At 73.6% G+C, this 17,061-nt stretch carries 16 protein-coding genes; 9 read left to right on the top strand and 7 right to left on the bottom strand.

The genetic code is table 11. The annotated features are described in order from the left end of the window. Positions 1 to 40: 40 nt before the first annotated feature. The 3 genes from ACIQCJ_RS33450 to ACIQCJ_RS33440 all read right to left on the bottom strand — a co-directional run bounded on the left by ACIQCJ_RS33450 (position 41) and on the right by ACIQCJ_RS33440 (position 2,756). Positions 41 to 736: a TetR family transcriptional regulator gene (locus tag ACIQCJ_RS33450; protein ID WP_391164079.1), complete on the bottom strand. Its 696-nt coding sequence runs from the start codon at positions 734 to 736 to the stop codon at positions 41 to 43. Further along, positions 733 to 1,563 carry a sugar phosphate isomerase/epimerase family protein gene (locus tag ACIQCJ_RS33445; RefSeq protein ID WP_402713601.1) on the bottom strand — a complete coding sequence of 277 codons (831 nt, stop codon included), beginning with the start codon at positions 1,561 to 1,563 and terminating at the stop codon, positions 733 to 735. Before ACIQCJ_RS33445 ends, ACIQCJ_RS33450 begins: the two co-directional genes overlap by 4 nt. A gap of 224 nt (positions 1,564 to 1,787) precedes the next feature. After that, positions 1,788 to 2,756, bottom strand: a complete 969-nt coding sequence (locus ACIQCJ_RS33440; protein ID WP_391164078.1) for a Ppx/GppA family phosphatase — start codon at positions 2,754 to 2,756, stop codon at positions 1,788 to 1,790. A gap of 130 nt (positions 2,757 to 2,886) precedes the next feature. Here ACIQCJ_RS33440 and ACIQCJ_RS33435 point away from each other — a divergent pair, with 130 nt between their 5' ends. Then, positions 2,887 to 3,699, top strand: coding sequence for a hypothetical protein (locus ACIQCJ_RS33435; RefSeq protein ID WP_402713570.1), 813 nt, complete (start codon positions 2,887 to 2,889; stop codon positions 3,697 to 3,699). 359 nt (positions 3,700 to 4,058) lie between these two features. On the opposite strand, the gene ACIQCJ_RS33430 is transcribed toward ACIQCJ_RS33435, so the two are convergent. After that, complete coding sequence (locus ACIQCJ_RS33430) at positions 4,059 to 4,703, bottom strand: hypothetical protein (RefSeq protein ID WP_402713568.1); 645 nt, start codon at positions 4,701 to 4,703, stop codon at positions 4,059 to 4,061. A gap of 567 nt (positions 4,704 to 5,270) precedes the next feature. Between ACIQCJ_RS33430 and ACIQCJ_RS33425 the strand changes: the two genes are divergently transcribed. The 3 genes from ACIQCJ_RS33425 (at position 5,271) to ACIQCJ_RS33415 (ending at position 7,042) form a co-directional block, all read left to right on the top strand. Continuing rightward, positions 5,271 to 5,768 carry a methylated-DNA--[protein]-cysteine S-methyltransferase gene (locus ACIQCJ_RS33425; RefSeq protein WP_401313842.1) on the top strand — a complete coding sequence of 166 codons (498 nt, stop codon included), beginning with the start codon at positions 5,271 to 5,273 and terminating at the stop codon, positions 5,766 to 5,768. Positions 5,769 to 5,876: 108 nt separating this feature from the next. Beyond that, positions 5,877 to 6,374: a sigma-70 family RNA polymerase sigma factor gene (locus ACIQCJ_RS33420; RefSeq protein ID WP_355342318.1), complete on the top strand. Its 498-nt coding sequence runs from the start codon at positions 5,877 to 5,879 to the stop codon at positions 6,372 to 6,374. Next, on the top strand, positions 6,371 to 7,042 hold the full coding sequence (locus ACIQCJ_RS33415) for a methylated-DNA--[protein]-cysteine S-methyltransferase (protein ID WP_401724335.1): 672 nt from the start codon (positions 6,371 to 6,373) through the stop codon (positions 7,040 to 7,042). The genes ACIQCJ_RS33420 and ACIQCJ_RS33415 overlap by 4 nt, the downstream gene beginning before the upstream one ends. A gap of 45 nt (positions 7,043 to 7,087) precedes the next feature. On the opposite strand, the gene ACIQCJ_RS33410 is transcribed toward ACIQCJ_RS33415, so the two are convergent. Continuing rightward, on the bottom strand, positions 7,088 to 7,840 hold the full coding sequence (locus tag ACIQCJ_RS33410) for a hypothetical protein (RefSeq protein WP_355342312.1): 753 nt from the start codon (positions 7,838 to 7,840) through the stop codon (positions 7,088 to 7,090). Between the two features lie 76 nt (positions 7,841 to 7,916). After that, positions 7,917 to 9,809 carry a hypothetical protein gene (locus tag ACIQCJ_RS33405; protein WP_402713565.1) on the bottom strand — a complete coding sequence of 631 codons (1,893 nt, stop codon included), beginning with the start codon at positions 9,807 to 9,809 and terminating at the stop codon, positions 7,917 to 7,919. Between the two features lie 225 nt (positions 9,810 to 10,034). Between ACIQCJ_RS33405 and radA the strand changes: the two genes are divergently transcribed. After that, a complete protein-coding gene (radA, locus tag ACIQCJ_RS33400) occupies positions 10,035 to 11,420 on the top strand; it encodes a DNA repair protein RadA (RefSeq protein ID WP_355342306.1) in 1,386 nt (461 codons plus the stop codon). Positions 11,421 to 11,814: 394 nt separating this feature from the next. After that, positions 11,815 to 12,975, top strand: coding sequence for a DNA integrity scanning diadenylate cyclase DisA (gene disA, locus ACIQCJ_RS33395; protein WP_391049623.1), 1,161 nt, complete (start codon positions 11,815 to 11,817; stop codon positions 12,973 to 12,975). Positions 12,976 to 13,083: 108 nt separating this feature from the next. Here disA and ACIQCJ_RS33390 read toward each other — a convergent pair whose 3' ends face one another. Continuing rightward, positions 13,084 to 13,983, bottom strand: coding sequence for a hypothetical protein (locus tag ACIQCJ_RS33390; protein ID WP_391049625.1), 900 nt, complete (start codon positions 13,981 to 13,983; stop codon positions 13,084 to 13,086). 139 nt (positions 13,984 to 14,122) lie between these two features. On the opposite strand from ACIQCJ_RS33390, the gene ACIQCJ_RS33385 reads away from it, so the two are divergent. The 3 genes from ACIQCJ_RS33385 (at position 14,123) to ACIQCJ_RS33375 (ending at position 17,058) form a co-directional block, all read left to right on the top strand. Beyond that, positions 14,123 to 15,082 carry an A/G-specific adenine glycosylase gene (locus tag ACIQCJ_RS33385; protein ID WP_402713562.1) on the top strand — a complete coding sequence of 320 codons (960 nt, stop codon included), beginning with the start codon at positions 14,123 to 14,125 and terminating at the stop codon, positions 15,080 to 15,082. A gap of 459 nt (positions 15,083 to 15,541) precedes the next feature. Continuing rightward, positions 15,542 to 16,273, top strand: a complete 732-nt coding sequence (locus tag ACIQCJ_RS33380; RefSeq protein WP_391049628.1) for a SigE family RNA polymerase sigma factor — start codon at positions 15,542 to 15,544, stop codon at positions 16,271 to 16,273. After that, entirely contained in the window at positions 16,261 to 17,058 is a 798-nt protein-coding gene (locus ACIQCJ_RS33375) for a hypothetical protein (RefSeq protein ID WP_355342297.1), read from the top strand. Before ACIQCJ_RS33380 ends, ACIQCJ_RS33375 begins: the two co-directional genes overlap by 13 nt. Positions 17,059 to 17,061: the final 3 nt, after the last annotated feature.

Raw genomic sequence — 17,061 nt, 5'->3', positions numbered from 1 at the left:
CGGGACGTGCGGTCCCATGGGGCTGTACGGGGGCGGGGTCCTACGGGTGGACGTCGGCGGCGGTGAGGTAGCGCTGGAGGACCGGGCCGACCATGGCGACGATGTCCTCGGGGTCGGCGGAGGCCATCGGCTCCACCCGCACGATGTACCGCAGCATGATGATCCCGACGAGCTGGGCGGCGGCGAGCTGCACGCGGAACTCGGCGTCGGGCACGTCGAGGCCGCCCGCGAGGCGGGCCAGGACGCGGCGGCTGACCAGGCCGCGGAAGACCGCGGCGGCCGTCTCGTTGGTGACCGCGGACCGGACGATGGCCAGCAGCGGCTCGCGCGAGACCGGGTTCTCCCAGATCCGCAGCATCAGCCGGGCCACCCGCTCGCCCATGCCGTCGACGCCGCCCGCCACGACGAGGTCGGGGATGTTCATGGCGGGCGCGAAGGACAGCTCGATGGCGGCGCCGAAGATCTGTTCCTTCGTGCCGAAGTAGTGGTGGACGAGGGCGGAGTCGACGCCCGCCGCCTTGCCGATCGAGCGGACGGAGGTCTTGTCGTAGCCGCGGGCGGAGAACTCCTCGCGGGCGGCGGCGAGGATACGGTCACGGGTCTCGGCGGTCCCGGCCTTGGTGCCCGCGGGACGGCCGCGGCGGCGGCCGGCCGGCTTGCCGGACTCCTGGAGGCCCTCGGATTCCTGGGGCCCGTCGGGTTCCGGGGAGCCGGGGGACGCCTTCGCCGTACTCACGCCGGACCACCGCCGACCGGCGCCGGAGTCGCGTAGTGCAGCCGGGTGAAGGCCAGCGCCTCCGCCAGGTCCGCCTCGCGCTCGGCCCTCGACATCGCCCGCCGGGTGGTCACCTCGACCACCACATGGCCGTCGTAGTCGCTCGCCGCCAGCGCCGCCAGCAGCTCCGCGCACGGCAGATTCCCGCGCCCCGGCACCAGGTGCTCGTCCTTGGCGGAGCCCGTGCTGTCGCCGAGATGGACGTGCACCATCCGCTCGGCCATCCTCGCCATCAGCGCGAACGGCTCGGTACGGGAGGTCGCCGCGTGCGAGAAGTCCACGGTCAGGTGGCGGTAGTCGTCGTTGGTGACGTCCCAGTCGGGCGCGTACGCCTGCATCTCGCGGTCCCGGTAGCGCCACGGGTACATGTTCTCGACCGCGAACCGTACGTCCGTCTCGTCCGCCATCCGCCAGATCCCGGCGACGAAGTCCCTGGCGTAGCCGCGCTGCCAGCGGAACGGCGGGTGCACCACGACGGTCGAGGCGCCCAGCGTCTCGGCCGCCGCGCGGGCCCGCTGGAGCTTGACCCACGGGTCGGCGGACCAGACGCGCTGCGCGATCAGCAGGCACGGCGCGTGGACGGCCAGGATCGGCATCCGGTGGAAGTCCGACAGGCGGCGCAGCGCGTCCACGTCCTGGCTGATCGGGTCGGTCCACACCATCACCTCGACGCCGTCGTAGCCGAGGCGGGCGGCGATCTCGAAGGCGGTGGCGGTGGAGGCCGGGTAGACGGAGGCGGTGGACAGGACGATCTTCGACGTGCCGCCGCGGGGCCCCGCGGCGGACACCGCGGTCGGGGCGAGACGTTCCCGCGCGTGCTGCGCGCGCTGCCCCGTACGCCAATCGCGTCTCAGGGCGGCGTCCGTCGTCCGGCCGTCCGTCTTCCGACCCGCTGGTTCAGCCACGGGAAACAGCGTACGGCGGCGGCCGGGGCGGAAGGGGCAGGTGCCGGGGGGTGCGGGGGGACTGTCGCCGATCTCACGGCGGGGCGCGGCGGGGGCGGCGGACCGGCTCAGTCGCCCCAGCGGGCCAGGGCCGCCCCCGGTCCGGCGTCGTTCACCATCAGGTCGAGCTTGCGCAGGATGACGCCCTCGCGCAGGGCCCAGGGGCAGATCTCCAGCTCCTCGACGCCGAAGAGGTCCATCGCGGCGTCCGCGACCAGGGCGCCCGCCAGGAGCTGCCCGGCCCGGCCGACCGAGACGCCCGGCAGGGTGCTGCGCTGGGCCGCCGTCATCTCCGCGAGCCGCGGCACCCACTCCTCCAGCGCGCCGCGCCGCAGCCGGCGCTGGGCGTACAGGCCGTCGGCGGAGCGGGCCGCGCCCGCGAGCCTGGCGAGCTGCTTGAACGTCTTGGACGTGCCCACCGCGTGGTCGGGCCGGCCGAAGCGGGCGAAGTCCGGGACCGTACGGGCGATCTCGGCGCGTACGTGCCTGCGCAGCGACCGTACGTCGTGGGCGGTCGGCGGGTCGCCCGGCAGCCACGAACCGGTCAGGCGTCCCGCGCCGAGCGGCAGGGACACGGCCGCGTCCGGGTACTCGTCCATGCCGTAGCCGACCTCAAGCGACCCGCCGCCGATGTCCAGCACCAGCAGCCGCCCGGCCGACCAGCCGAACCAGCGGCGTACGGCGAGGAACGTCAGCCGCGACTCGTCCTCGCCGGACAGGACGGTGAGGCGTACGCCCGTCTCCGCGTCCACCCGGGCCAGGACGGCCTCGCCGTTCGCCGCCTCCCGCACCGCGGAGGTCGCGAAGGACAGCACGTCCTCGGCGCCCTTGTCCTCCGCCACGCGCAGCGCGTCCGCGATCGTGGCGACCAGGCGGTCGACGCCGGCGTCGCTGATCGCGCCGTGCTCGTCGAGGAGTTCGGCCAGGCGCAGCTCCGCCTTGTGCGAGTACGCGGGGAGCGGGCGCGCGCCCGGGTGCGCGTCCACCACCAACAGGTGGACGGTGTTGGAACCCACGTCGAGCACTCCGAGTCGCATGGGCAAGACGCTAGCGCGCCGACGTGGGTGTCCGTTCCGCGGGCCGCGCGGGGCCACCGGGCGGTGGCGCGCGGGCGATCCGCGACCCGTTGGCGACCATTCGGCGCATTCCGGTCTTACTCTTGGGCGCGTGGCGAAGGTGAAGGCCCTCAAGGCCAAGAAGAAGAGTGCAGGCACGGTCCGCGACGAGGTGGGGCTGGACTTCGCCCGCGCCTGGGTCGAATTCGCCGATCCGGCCGACGAGGAGCAGGTCTTCCGCTGCGACCTCACGTGGCTCACCTCGCGCTGGACGTGCGTCTTCGGCAGCGGCTGCCAAGGGATCGTGGCGGGGCGCGCGGACGACGGGTGCTGTTCGCTGGGCGCGCACTTCTCGGACGACGACGACGAGAAGCGGGTGGCCGGGCATGTGGCCAGGCTCACGCCGGAGACGTGGCAGTTCCACGCCGAGGGCGCCGACGGCGCGTGGGCGATGGAGAACGAGGAGGGCGAGCGGCAGACGCGTGTCGTGGACGGGGCGTGTGTCTTCTCCAACCGGGCCGGGTTCGCGGGCGGCCAGGGGTGCGCGCTGCACGCGCTGGCCCTGCGGGAGGGGCGCGAGCCGCTGGAGACGAAGCCGGACGTGTGCTGGCAGTTGCCGATCCGGCGGACTTTCGACTGGGTGGACCGGCCGGACGATTCGCGGGTGCTGGTCGTGTCGATCGGGGAGTACGACCGGCGGGGGTGGGGGCCGGGGGGCCACGACCTGCACTGGTGGTGCACGTCGGCGACGTCCGCGCACGGTGCCGGTGACCCGGTCTACGTGTCGTACCGCCCGGAGCTGACGGAACTCATGGGTCCCGACGCCTACGCCATGCTCGCTGCGCTGTGCGAGTCCCGCCTGTCCACCCCCCACCTTCCTCTTCTGGCCCCCCACCCCGCCGACCCCGCTTCCCCGGCTTCCTAGGGCCCTCTTGTGCGTGGGGGCCGGCGGTGGGGTTCGGTCCCGGCACCGTCCGGGCGCCCTCTTGTGCGTGGGGTCGGTCCCGGTACGGGGTACCTCCTCGAGCTGCGTGCTGCCTGCTCCCGCGCATCCGTCAACGCCCTGTCGGCACGCAAATCTGCGGGGGCACCCCGCACCGTCCCCTCCGGTACGTCGGCGCCCGACGGTCCGCGGGGGTGGAGGAGGAGGGGGTGGATGGGGCCGGGGACGGTGGTGACGTGACGGTGAACGCGGTCGGCGGCTGCGGGGGGGTTGAGGCCCCACACGGTGGTCAAAGGGGGCGTGTTCGATGTTCGGGGGGGGAGGCGCTTTGCGGGGTGTCGTCAGCCGAGGTGGCGGAGGGTGTCGGAGATGGTGGACCGGAAGGTCTGGAGGGCGTGCAGGCCAGCGGTGTAGCGGTCCTGGTGGGCGGCGATGTCGGCGGTCTGCTGCTGGGCGCGTACGGCGTGCAGGAGTTGGGCGGTGTGGTGGCGGCGCTGGCAGGTGACGTCGGCGACGGCGGTGCGCCGCTCGGTCGGGGTGTGCGTGGTGTTGCCGTCGCTGCCGCGATGCCACGCCTTGTCCCCGAAGACCGCGAGCGGGTCGGAGTAGCGGGCGAACCCCTGGCCGGCCACGCAGCGGGACCACGCGTCCCAGGCCGCGAGCAAGCGGGGATCGCGTTTGACGGCCTTGTCGATCTCGACCGAGCGCGTGCTCGCGTAGAGCCAGTCCCGCTTGACGTCGATCCCGCGCATCAGCCGCCGGTTCGCCTCCACGTTGCAGGCCGGAAAGTCCGCGTACTCGGCCTGGGTCATACGACGGCCCTGCGGCCGCGTGGGAGTGGACTTCGCCGGGTCCCATCCGTAGCCCCAGCGGCTCGCGTTGGTCATGTCGAGTGCGCCGTAGCCAGTGCTGACCGCGGTGAGCATGGTGGGGTCGACGGGGTAGCGCGGATCGAGCGGAAAGTCCGCGTGCCCGCGTTTCGCCATGCACTGCCGGACCAGCAACGCCGTTGCCCGCTTCTCCCGTTGATAGTCCTCGGGCGTGTAGTTATAACGATCCGCCGGAAGCGGCCCAAGCCCCACCGTCGCACGGACCGCCTCCGCCCGCTCCGGCCCCGAGGCACCCACCCCCGCCAGCACCGCCACCCCCACCACGGCCCCAAGCCGCCACCCCCGCGTCCCCATGCCCCCGGATGCTAGCCCCCGCCCCACCCAAGCCCACCCACCCCCCTTCCGCCGACTGCCACCGGACAGGCGGACGCCGCCCCACCCGAGCCCACCCACCCCCTCCCCCCCTCAGCCACAGCGGACAGGCGGACGCCGACGTACCCAAGCCCACCCACCCCCACCGGACAGGCGGACGCCGACGTACCGGGAGGGGACGGGCCGGGGTGCCCCCGCAGGGGGACGAACGGAAAGGGGCTGGACGTTTTCGAAGTGGGTGCACGTTCGTCGCCCGAGGAGGTGCCCCGGACCGGCACCGACCCAGGCACAAGCGGCACCCGCAGACGAAAAAGCACCCGCACGGGTGGGCGGGCGGGAAAAATAAGCAAGATGAGGACACACGCGGTGATCGCCTCGCCCGTAGGCGACCTGACAGTGGTCCGCGAGGGCCCCGCCCTCGTAGGGCTCTACTTCGAGGGCCACAAACGACGGCCCAACGAAACCACCTTCGGCGAACGCGCCGACGAATCCTTCGACGACGTACGCCACCAGCTCAAGGAATACTTCGCCGGAACCCGGCACACCTTCGACCTCGAACTGACCCCGGAGGGCAACGAGTTCCAGCGCCGCGTCTGGACCCTGCTGACCCGCATCCCGTACGGAGAAACCCGCTCCTACGGCGACCTCGCCCGCCAGCTCGGCGACATCTCCCTCTCCCAGGCCGTCGGCGCCGCGAACGGCCTGAACCCGTTGTCGGTGATCGTCCCGTGCCACCGCGTGGTGGCGGCCGACGGAAACCTGCGCGGCTACGCGGGCGGCCTCGCCCGCAAGCGGTACCTGCTGGAACTGGAGGAGCCCGACGCCGCCTCGGCGGACCGCCTCTTCTGAAGCGGACCGCAGTTCCGCGGCGAACCGCAGTTCCGAAGCGGACCGCAGGTCCAAACGCCCCCCGCGAAAGCCACCTCACGTTTTGGCGCCCCCACGCGTTTACCCCATGTGAGCAAGCCACTGTTCGAACAGATCGTGACCGACCACGGGCCGATGGTGCTCCGGGTGGTCCGGGCCGTCGTGGGCCCGCACGACGCGCAGGACGCGTGGTCGGAGACCTTCCTGGCCGCGCTGCGGGCGTACCCGGAGCTGCCCGCGGACGCGAACGTCGAGGCGTGGCTGGTGACCATCGCGCACCGCAAGGCCGTCGACATCACGCGGGGCAACGCGCGCCGCGCGACACCGCTGGCGGAGCTGCCCGAGCGGGCGAGCCGCACCGGGCGGCCCGAGGACTGGGACCCGGATCTGTGGACGGCGCTGAAGGCGCTGCCGGAGCGGCAGCGGCAGACGGTCGCGTACCACTACCTGGCGGGCCTGCCGTACAAGGACATCGCCGCCGTGACGGGCGGCAGCCCGGACGCGGCGCGCAGGGCCGCCGCCGACGGGGTGAAGGCCCTGCGCCGCAGCTATCCGCGGGACACCGCGGGAGGAGGAGACCCCTCATGAAGGACACGAACGACACGCAGGACGTGCGGGACGTGCAGGACGTGCAGGACGTGCAGGACACGAACGACTCGACCGCCCAGCTCCTGGAAGCCCTCACCGCGCAGGACGACGCGACGATGGACCGGCTCCACGAGCGCCTGGCGGCGGAAGCCGGGCAAGCCGGGCTGCTGGACGTCGCGTACCGGACGCTGGACAGCCCGGTGGGCCCGCTGCTGCTGGCGGCGACCGAGAAGGGCCTGGTGCGCGTGGCGTTCGCCGTGCAGGACCACGCGGCGGTGCTCCAGCAGCTCGCGGACACCATCAGCCCGCGGGTGCTGCGCGCCCCGCGGCGGCTGGACGCGGTGAGCCGCCAGCTCGACGAGTACTTCACCGGGCAGCGCCGCGGCTTCGAAGTCCCCCTGGACTGGCGGCTGTCGAAGGGCTTCAGGCGCGAGGTGCTGACGCACCTGCCCGACATCGCGTACGGCAGGACGGCGAGTTACGCGCAGGTGGCGGCGGCGGCGGGCAGTCCGCGGGCGGTCCGCGCGGTGGGTACGGCGTGCGCGCTCAACCCGCTGCCGCTGGTGGTGCCGTGCCACCGGGTGGTGCGCTCGGACGGTTCAGCCGGGCAGTACGCGGGCGGCGCCGACGCCAAGCACCTGCTGCTGGAGCTGGAGACGGCCGCCTGAGGCGGGCGTGACGTCCCGCGCCAACGGCCTTACCCACCAAGGCCGTTACGGCAGCACCCCGTCCTCCGTCCGCAGCAGCCGCAGAAACGCCTTCAGACCGGCGATGATCTCGGTGTTGTCGGTCAGCCGGTTCACCGTCGCCTCGAACTCCCGCGCCAGCGCGGCGATCCGGCGGTCGGTCCCGTCGGCCCGCGCGTAGACCGACAGGCCCAACGCGTCGACCGCGGACCGGAGTTCGCCGAGCGCGTGGTACTGCTCCTCGGCCTTGCCCTCCAGGACCTTGGCGCCGCTCTCGACGCGGGTGACGGTGGCGCGCAGGGCGAGGACGTCGTCGCGCGGGTAGGTGACGTCCTTCAAGAGGGTGCCGAGGCGGCGCCGCAGCGCCGCGAACCAGGCGCCCGCGGGCCGGAAGACGGTGCTCAGCAGGAAGAATCCGGCGAGCCAGTAGCCTGCGGCGCGGCCGGTCGCCGCGGCGACGGCGACCGCGAGGGCGGCCGTGACGAGGTGTCCCGCGAGGGCGACGCGCAGCATCAGGCGGGCGATCCGCCCGGCCTCGGTGTCGCGTTCCGGGGAGACGGTCAGGCCCTTTTCGCGGCTGGTCCGGATCTCGGCGAGGACGGCGTGGGCGCGGAAGTAGAGGTTCCACGGCACGGTCAGCAGAAGGAGCAGCCAGAGCAGGCCGAGCAGGCCCGCGGCGGTGCCGAGGACGGTGGACAGCGGTGCGCCGACGGCGTGGACGACGGCGAGTGTTCCGACGGTGACGAGGGTGACCACGACCGTGCCGGTGAATTTCCCCATGCCGCTCATCGTCCCGCCGCGCGGGCGGCCCGGCATGAGTACGGCTACTCAGGAGTAACACCCTTTCGCCGTACGGCTATCCGGCCGGGCTCGGCGACTCCGGCGCGGTGCTGGGGGCGTCGGTCGTGGGCGGCGCGGTCGTCGGCGGAGGTGTCGTCGGGGGCGGGGTGGTGGGCGGCGGGGTCGTCGGCGGAGGTGTCGTCGGCGGGGGCGTCGTCGGGGAGGACGAGGACGGCGGCGGGGTGGTCGGGGAGTCGGAGGCGGGCGGTGGCACATTGCGGGTGGAGGAGCCGCGCAGGATCACGGTCGCGTGCGCCGGGGAGAAGGCGATGCGGGCGGTCCAGGAGCCGGAGGGCTCCAGGGCGTGGTCGACGCTCAGGGTGAGAGTGACCGATTCTCCGGGCCGCAGGTCGCCCGACGTCGCGGAGAGCCGGATCCAGAACGCGGCGGTGTCGGCCGTCCAGTGCACGGGGGCCGCGCCGCGCGCGGTCAGGGTGACGGTGGTGCCGCTGGCGGTGACGGTGAGCGTACTGCCGCCGGGGGACGCCGAGCCGGCGGCCGTGGGGTCGGTCGAGACGGTCGTGGTGAGGACCGGCGCCGGGGTGTCCGTACCGCCGGAGCGCTGGGGGTCGGGGGCCTGCCGGGAACTGCCCGCCTCCTGGTACGGGTCGCCGTTGAGACCGTCGGGCTCGCTGGCGGCGCGGTCCGTGCCGGGCGCGTCGGCGCCGAGCGGCGCCGCGTGATAGGCGGCCCACAGGGCGAGTACGGGCGCGGCGACGACGGCCGCGACGACCGTACTGGTGACGGCCCGGTGCCTGAGCTGTGCGCGGCGGGCGGCGCGGTCCTTGAGGTCCATGGGGAAGCCGCGCCGGTCGAAGCGCGGGGTGGCGTCGCGGGAGCGCCCGGCCCCGGCGTCCATGGCGTGCAGCAGGGCGGCGTACGCGGCCGAGCGCGGCGCCTCGATGAGGGCGAGCACGGCGGTGGACCCGGCCCCCGGAGCGCCCGGTACGCCCGAGGCCCCCGGCCAGGGCCCCGCGGCGACGACGCGTTCCGCCGTACGCCTGCACACCGGGCAGTCGTCGACGTGCCTGACGAGTTCGGTGCGCAGCGCCGTACCGAGCAACACCTTGGTCTCGCCCGCGATCTGGGCGAGGGCGGCGCAGTTGCCGGTGTCCACGACGGACAGCGCGGTGCGGGTCCGCTCCACCTCGCAGGCGGCGCGGGCGAGCAGGCCGCGCGCGGTGTCGGCGTCGATGCCGAGGACGGCGGCGACTTCGTGCGGCGGGAGTTGGTGGCGGACCGCCAACTCCAGGGCCTCGCGCTGCTCGGGCGTGGTGCCCGCGGCCTCGGGCCAGGCGAGCGCGGCGAGTTGGGCGTGCCGCTGCTCGGCGACGGCGACCGACGTGCTCGGCGGCTCCGGCGGCCCGGCGGCGAGCCGGCGCAGGCAGGTCCAGCGGGCGAGCGCGTACAGCCAGGGGCGGAGCAGCTTCGGGTCGCGCAAGTGGCCGCGCTGCCGTTCGGCGAGCGCCAGCACCTCGCCGAGCGCCCCGGCCGCCGCGTCGTGCTCGCACAGGATCGACAGGCAGTACGTGAACAGGCCGTCCAGATACGGCTCGTAGTGCGCGGGCGGCTGCATGGGGAGCGTGCCGTGCGGGCGTTGACGGTCGTGCGCCTTGTGCGTCGCTTCCCGGCGGACGTCCTTGCGGGCGTCTTTACGGGCGTCCTTGCGGGCGTCCTTGCGGGCGTCCTTGCGCGACGGCTCCTTGCGGGCGGCCTTGCGCGCGTCGCCGCGGGCCTCCTTGCGGGACACGCGCGCTCCCTCCACGCGCGGTCCCTCCGGACGCGGCGCCTCGGTGCGCGGCGCCTCGCCGCCCGGCGTGTCCTTGCGGGCGGCCCGGCCGGCCGGCGCGCGGTGCTTGCGGTGTGCGCCGGTCGTCTGGTTCTGGGTGGGGGTCTCCTGCCTGCTCATCACCGGGCGACGGTAGGCCCGGTACGGCCCCCGGTTCAGCTCTCCTGGCGTGCATTAATCCTTATGGGTAGTGATGCTGCCCAAAAGGGGACAGCTCCGTCATTCTTACGAGTGAACGCACGTGCGCGCGCTCGATGTCCGCGCCGCACGCCCCCTTGAGCGCCCCCGGCAGCCGCAGGAGCCGGTCCGGCCGCCTTGTCGGACCCTCCCGCTACGGTGGGCGGCATGGCTGCCCGTAAGACCGTCTCGAAGGACCGTCCCTCCTACCGCTGCACCGAGTGCGGGTGGACGGCGCTGAAGTGGCTGGGCCGCTGCGGCGAGTGCCAGGCGTGGGGGACGGTGGAGGAGTTCGGCGCCGCGCCCGCCGTACGAACCACCGCGCCCGGCCGGGTGACGACGGCGGCGCGGCCGATCGGCCAGGTCGACGGGCGGCAGGCGACCGCGCGCTCCACGGGCGTGCCGGAGCTGGACCGCGTGCTCGGCGGCGGCCTGGTGCCCGGCGCCGTCGTCCTGCTCGCGGGCGAGCCCGGCGTCGGCAAGTCCACGCTGCTGCTCGACGTGGCGGCGAAGGCGTCCAGCGCGCAGGGCGCGACGCTGTACGTGACCGGTGAGGAGTCCGCCTCGCAGGTACGGCTGCGCGCGGACCGGATCGGCGCGCTCGCCGACCATCTGTATCTGGCCGCGGAGACGGATCTTTCGGCCGTTCTCGGTCACCTGGACGACGTGAAGCCGGCGCTGCTGGTGCTGGACTCCGTGCAGACCGTCGCGTCGGCCGAACTGGACGGCGCGCCCGGCGGCACCGCGCAGATCCGCGAGGTCGCGGGCGCGCTGATCCGGGCGTCGAAGGACCGCGGGATGTCGACCATCCTGGTCGGACACGTCACCAAGGACGGCTCGATCGCGGGCCCGCGGCTGCTGGAGCACCTGGTCGACGTGGTGCTCAGCTTCGAGGGCGACCGGCACGCGCGGCTGCGGCTGATCCGCGGCATCAAGAACCGTTACGGCGCCACGGACGAGGTCGGCTGCTTCGAACTGCACGACGAGGGCATCACCGGCCTGGCCGATCCGTCCGGCCTCTTCCTCACCCGGCGCGACGAGCCGGTGCCCGGCACCTGCCTGACCGTGACGCTGGAGGGCCGCCGCCCGCTGGTCGCCGAGGTGCAGGCGCTGACCGTCGACACCCAGATCCCCTCGCCGCGCCGCACCACCTCGGGTCTGGAGAACTCGCGCGTGTCGATGATGCTCGCGGTGCTCGAACAGCGCGGCCGGATCAAGGCCATCGGCAAGCAGGACATCTACACCGCGACCGTGGGCGGCGTGAAGCTCACCGAGCCCGCCGCCGACCTCGCGGTGGCGCTCGCGCTGGCCAGCGCCGCCATCGACACCCCGCTGCCGAAGAACCTGGTGGCGATCGGCGAGGTGGGCCTGGCCGGTGAGGTCAGGCGCGTCACCGGCGTGCAGCGCCGCCTGTCGGAGGCGGCCCGGCTCGGCTTCACCCACGCCCTCGTACCGCCGGACCCCGGCAAGATCCCGGCGGGCATGAAGGTGGTGGAGGTCGCGGACATAGGGGACGCGCTGCGGGCCCTGCCGAAGCGGACCGCACGGTCGTAGCGCCACGGCGTACGCCGGTACGGCCGCGGACGCCGGTGCCCGTACGGCCGTGCAGACGTCCGCGTTCGTACAGCCGTACAGCCGCGCGCGCCCGGCTCGCGGGCACGGGGGAACACCCCGCACCCCTTCCCGGAGAACGCCCGGCTCGCGGTTCCGGGGAACACCCGGCACCCGTTCGGGTTGCGCGCGGCGTACAGTCACGGAAGGCCCGGCACACGGTCGTGCGGGGCCTCGCGCGCGCTCCCGGGAGAGCCCGCGCGCCGTCGCGGGACCCCCGTAGGACCGTCGCGGGACCCCGGTAGGAGCCGTCCGGCCCGCGCCGCGCCCCCCTGAAGCCGTAAACTTTGCCCTGGTCTCGCCCATTGGGCATCCGTAGCGACCGGAGGATTGCAGAGTGGCAGCCAATGACCGGGCAGGGGGCCCTCCCCCGGCCCGAAGGGCATCGGGCGACTCCCCCGGCAGGTCCGGCGGGGTTTTCGGCGCCGACGCCGGGCTGATGCGCGCCTCTTTGAGCGCCGTCGCACCCGGCACCTCGCTCCGTGACGGCCTGGAGCGCATCCTGCGCGGCAACACCGGCGGCCTCATCGTGCTGGGCATGGACAAGACCGTGGAGTCACTGTGCTCCGGCGGCTTCGTGATGGACGTGGAGTTCACCGCGACCCGGCTGCGCGAGCTGTGCAAGCTGGACGGCGCGCTGGTCCTCGACAAGGACATGACGAAGATCCTGCGCGCGGGCGTGCAGCTCGTCCCCGATCCGACCATCCCCACCGAGGAGACCGGCACCCGGCACCGCACCGCCGACCGGGTCAGCAAGCAGGTCGGCTTCCCGGTCGTCTCGGTCAGCCAGTCGATGCGGCTGATCGCGCTCTACGTGGACGGGCAGCGCCGCGTCCTGGAGGACTCCGCCGCGATCCTCTCCCGCGCCAACCAGGCGCTGGCCACCCTCGAACGGTACAAGCTGCGCCTCGACGAGGTCGCGGGCACGCTGTCCGCGCTGGAGATCGAGGACCTGGTGACGGTGCGCGATGTCACCGCCGTCGCCCAGCGCCTGGAGATGGTCCGCCGGATCGCCACCGAAATCGCCGAGTACGTCATCGAGTTGGGCACCGACGGACGGCTTCTCGCCCTGCAACTGGACGAGTTGATCGCGGGCGTCGAGCCCGAGCGCGAACTGGTCGCCCGCGACTACGTGCCGGAGCCGACCGCCAAGCGCAGCCGTACGGTCAACGAGGCGATGGCCGAACTCGACTCGCTGCCGCAGAGCGAACTCATCGAACTCACCACCGTGGCACGGGCCCTGGGCTACACCGGCTCCCCCGAATCCCTCGACTCCGCCGTCTCGCCGCGCGGTTACCGGCTCCTCGCCAAGGTGCCCCGGCTGCCCAACACCGTCATCGAGCGCCTGGTCGAGCACTTCGGCGGCCTCCAGAAGCTGCTCGCCGCGAGCGTCGACGACCTCCAGACGGTCGACGGCGTCGGCGAGGCCCGCGCCCGCTCCGTCCGCGAGGGCCTCTCCCGCCTCGCCGAGTCGTCCATCCTGGAGCGGTACGTCTAGACGTACCGCTGGAGGCGGCTGCCTCGGGGACCGGAAGCGCCCCGACCTCGTCCGCCGCCCACACGAAGCGGCGGGCCGGGGACGGCCGGGGGGCCGGGCCCCCCGGGGCTAGTCCTGAGAGAGGACGAAGGAGACCTGCTTGGCGCCGTAGCCGGAGAGCCGGGCCTGGATCAGGTAGGTGCCGGGCGCGGCAGCGCTCCCCTTGGGGGTCGCGCACTTCGGGGAGCTGGTCTTGGCGTTCCACCGGAGCGTGTACGTCGTGGAGCCGTGGGCGGGCACCTGGAGGAGGTAGGAGCCGCTGCCCGCGGTGGGGCAGTCGTCGGAGGCCCAGGTGTGGGCGTTGCCCGCGGTCGAGGTGATCGTGAAGACGGCCTTGGCGGGGCCGAAGTCGACCTTGCAGGAGACGGATCCGGAATTCGCGGCGCGCAGCTCGAAGACGGGGGTCTCGTCCGGCGAGTAGGAGTTCTGGACGCTGCGCAGCGAGAGCTGGACGCTGCCGGGCGAGCAGTCGGGGAGCGTGGAGCCGGCGGGCAGTTGACCGCCCGAGCCGCCGTTGCCCGAGCCGCCGCTGGTGGCGACACCGCCGGAGGCCGCGCCGCCGGACGACGAGGTGCCCGCCGTACCCGACGTACCGCCGTCGTTGCCGCCCGAGGAACCGGCACCGGCCGAACTTCCGTCCGTGGCACCGCCGTTGGATCCGCCATTGGAGCCGCCGTCGGAGCCGGAGGAGCCCGCGGAGGAACCGGAGGAGCCGCCGCTGTCGCCGCCCGAGGTGTCGCGGCCACCGGGGCGCCCGGTGATGTGCGTACCGGTCGGCTCGGGGCCCGGCGTGATCGTGCCGACCGGCGTGTGGGTGCCCGAGGAGCCGTTGTTGCCGCTACCGCCGCCCCCGCCGGTCGAGTTGACCAGCCAGAAGATCAGCAGGGCGACGAGCGCGAGCACACACAGCGCAACGGCCCGCCGCCGCCAGTAGATGGTCGACGGCAGAGGTCCGACGGGATTGCGCATTGAGCCCACACCCGAACTCTAGGGGAGATCACCCGCGCCTCGCCGCAACACCCGCCGCTCGGCGGCCGGTCTTTGCCGATCATCACGTTTAAGGGGACGGCCGGTCGCTGTCAGTGGCCTGTGCGAGGATCGGGAGGACATGAGCACCGACATCCGCGACGCTTCCGTCAGCACCTCAGCCCGCACGTCCCCGGCCGCCCCCGCGGGTTCGGCGGCTCCCCCGGCCGCCGTCACCGAACTGCACGACCTGGTGATCGACTGGTTCGGCGAGCACGCCCGCGATCTGCCCTGGCGGCGGCCGGACGCGGGCGCGTGGTCGGTGATGGTCAGTGAGTTCATGCTCCAGCAGACGCCGGTCGTCCGGGTGCTGCCGGTGCATCAGGAGTGGCTGGCCCGCTGGCCCCGCCCGGCCGACCTCGCGGCGGAGTCGCCCGGCGAGGCGGTACGCGCCTGGGGGCGGCTCGGCTATCCGCGCCGTGCGCTGCGGCTGCACGCGGCGGCCACCGCCATAGCGGCCCAGCACAACGGCGAAGTCCCCGAGGACCACGGCCAGTTGCTGGCCCTGCCCGGTGTCGGGGAGTACACGGCGGCGGCCGTGGCGTCTTTCGCGTACGGGCGGCGGCACATCGTGCTCGACACCAATGTGCGGCGGGTCTTCGCCCGCGCGGTGACCGGCACCGCGTATCCGCCGAACGCGACGACGGCCGCCGAGCGGCGGACCGCCCAGACGCTCCTCCCGGCCGAGGAGCCGGTCGCGGCGCGGTGGGCGGCGGCCACCATGGAGCTGGGCGCGCTGGTGTGCACCGCCCGCTCCCCCGAGTGCGGGCGCTGCCCGATCGCGGCGCGCTGCGTCTGGCGGCTGGCCGGTTCGCCCGCGCACGACGGGCCGGCGCGCCGGGGCCAGACGTACGCCGGGACCGACCGGCAGGTACGCGGCCGGCTGCTGGCCGTCCTGCGCGCCTCCACCGCTCCCGTACCGCAGGCCGCGCTCGACGCCGTGTGGCACGAGCCGGTGCAGCGGGCCCGGGCGCTGGACGGCCTGGTCGAGGACGGCCTGGTCGAGCCGCTGGCGGACGGCGTGTACCGGCTGCCGGTCTAGGGCGTACCCGCCACCGCCGTATCCGCCGCAGCGCCGTATCCGCCACCGCGCGGTATCCGCCACCGCGCCGCATCCGCTTCAGGGCCGCATCCGTCACAGCGCCGTAACCGTCACAGCTCTCCGCCGGGCACGGTCTCCGGATGATCCGGGCCCGGCGGTGCCGCGCGCCCTCCCCCGGCGGTGCCGCGTGCCCGCCCCCGTCCCCACTCCCACCTCGGCTTTCGCGGGCCGCGCCCCCTGTAACGCCTGACTTCTCGAGTCCGTAAATGCCCGTTTCATCATGGAATACGCCTATTCATAACCATTCACGGCTTGCATTCCACCCGTTACAGAACCGATGGGTTGCTGTGAGGCCGCTGTGCGCTCGCGGTGGCGAAAGCCCAACATCCGCTCCGTAGCGTCCTCGATGTCGGCAGGGAACGACGACAGCGGCAGGCAGGCACGGGACGGAGTCACACCATGGCGGGGAACGGCGAGGTACTGGAGTTCGAGGAGTACGTGCGGACTCGGCAGGACGCCCTGCTGCGCAGCGCCCGCCGCCTGGTGCCCAATCCGGTCGACGCGCAGGACCTCGTACAGACCGCGCTGGTGCGGACGTATCCGCGCTGGGAGGGCATCGCCGACAAGACGCTGGCCGACGCGTACATGCGCCGGGTCATGATCAACACCCGTACCGAGTGGTGGCGGAACCGGAAGCTGGAAGAGGTGCCCACGGGCGAGCTGCCGGACGCGAGCGTGGACGACGGCTCGGAGCAGCGCGCGGACCGCGAGATGCTGCTCGACGTGATGACGGTGCTGGCGCCCAAGCAGCGGCAGGTCGTGATGCTGCGGCACTACGGCCAGCTCTCCACCCAGGAGACGGCCCGCGCGCTGGGCATGTCGACCGGTACGGTGAAGAGCACCCTGCACCGGGCGCTGGCCCGGCTGCGGTACGAACTGGAGCACGGCCGCTACGGCTACTCCCGGCTGGACGCGGTGGACCGGGACTCTGCCGGGCGTGACGCGTCCCAACCGGAATCGGCATACTCGACGCACCCGGCTCATTCGACGGACGCGACCGGACCGCTCGGCGCGGCCGCTCCGCTCGGCACGGCCGGCTCGACCGGGTCGGCCGGATCGACCGACCCGCTGGACCCGGCCGCGCTCGGCCGGGAACCGATGGAACGCATGGAGGGCGTGTGGGCCGCGTAGCCTCGACTCTCGCGACGGGCGCGCTGGCGTGCGCGTGCGTCGTGGTCGCAGGCTGCGGTACGGCCGCCACCGGCGCCCGCCGCGAGGGCCCGGCGCCGGCCGCCACCCGGGTGAAGACGCCGTCCACCGTCGCCCCGGCGATCGTCGCCGACCAGGTGGCGCTGGCCACGATGGTGCGCAAGGACAACAGCGTCAGCGCGGACGTACGCGAGGATCTGACGCCGTGCGTGGGGGCCGGTTACCCGATGGACACCGACTCGGGCGACCTCACGGCGGGCGACGGCCCCGACCTGGTGATCAACGTGACGACGTGCGGCGACGGCCTCGGCATCGCCGCGTACGTGTACCGGATGGTCAACGGCAAGTACCAGAACGTGTTCGCGGACGAGCAGCCGCCGGTCTACGGCAGCGTCGAGGACGGGCGGCTCCAGATCATCCACGAGGTGTACAGGACCGACGACCCGGCGACGTATCCGACCGGGCAGGAGTCGATCACGTACGCCTGGCGCGGGCAGCGCTTCGTCGAGGTCGCGCGGGACTTCTCGGACTTCGGCGCGCGGACCCCGACCGTCTCGCCCGAGCCGACCTCGACCGACCCGGCGCCGCTGCCCAAGTCGGACCCGGTCGACCCCGGCGTGCCGGCGGCGGAGACCACGACCCCGGCGCCGGCCAAATCCCCCTCCTCCGGCGTGTCCGGCAGGCCGAGCAGTCCCGCCGCTGCCGGTTCGACGGCCCCGCAGATGTCGGCCGACGGCGACGCCGTCCAGCACGGCCAGGGACAATAGCCC

The organism is Streptomyces sp. NPDC093221, from assembly GCF_044753885.1.
Lineage (GTDB): Bacteria > Actinomycetota > Actinomycetes > Streptomycetales > Streptomycetaceae > Actinacidiphila.
The sequence above is the reverse complement of the archived record's forward strand: the minus strand, read 5'-3'. Positions and strand labels throughout refer to the sequence as shown.

What these genes read in the sequence shown, in the direction of transcription:
- ACIQCJ_RS33440 (WP_391164078.1), bottom strand. Translation starts at nt 2,756, where the DNA reads ATGCGACTCGGAGTGCTCGACGTGGGTTCCAACACCGTCCACCTGTTG.
- ACIQCJ_RS33430 (WP_402713568.1), bottom strand. Translation starts at nt 4,703, where the DNA reads ATGGCGAAACGCGGGCACGCGGACTTTCCGCTCGATCCGCGCTACCCC.
- ACIQCJ_RS33425 (WP_401313842.1), top strand. Translation starts at nt 5,271, where the DNA reads ATGAGGACACACGCGGTGATCGCCTCGCCCGTAGGCGACCTGACAGTG.
- ACIQCJ_RS33415 (WP_401724335.1), top strand. Translation starts at nt 6,371, where the DNA reads ATGAAGGACACGAACGACACGCAGGACGTGCGGGACGTGCAGGACGTG.
- ACIQCJ_RS33410 (WP_355342312.1), bottom strand. Translation starts at nt 7,840, where the DNA reads ATGGGGAAATTCACCGGCACGGTCGTGGTCACCCTCGTCACCGTCGGA.
- ACIQCJ_RS33405 (WP_402713565.1), bottom strand. Translation starts at nt 9,809, where the DNA reads ATGAGCAGGCAGGAGACCCCCACCCAGAACCAGACGACCGGCGCACAC.
- radA (WP_355342306.1), top strand. Translation starts at nt 10,035, where the DNA reads ATGGCTGCCCGTAAGACCGTCTCGAAGGACCGTCCCTCCTACCGCTGC.
- ACIQCJ_RS33390 (WP_391049625.1), bottom strand. Translation starts at nt 13,983, where the DNA reads ATGCGCAATCCCGTCGGACCTCTGCCGTCGACCATCTACTGGCGGCGG.
- ACIQCJ_RS33385 (WP_402713562.1), top strand. Translation starts at nt 14,123, where the DNA reads ATGAGCACCGACATCCGCGACGCTTCCGTCAGCACCTCAGCCCGCACG.
- ACIQCJ_RS33380 (WP_391049628.1), top strand. Translation starts at nt 15,542, where the DNA reads ATGGCGGGGAACGGCGAGGTACTGGAGTTCGAGGAGTACGTGCGGACT.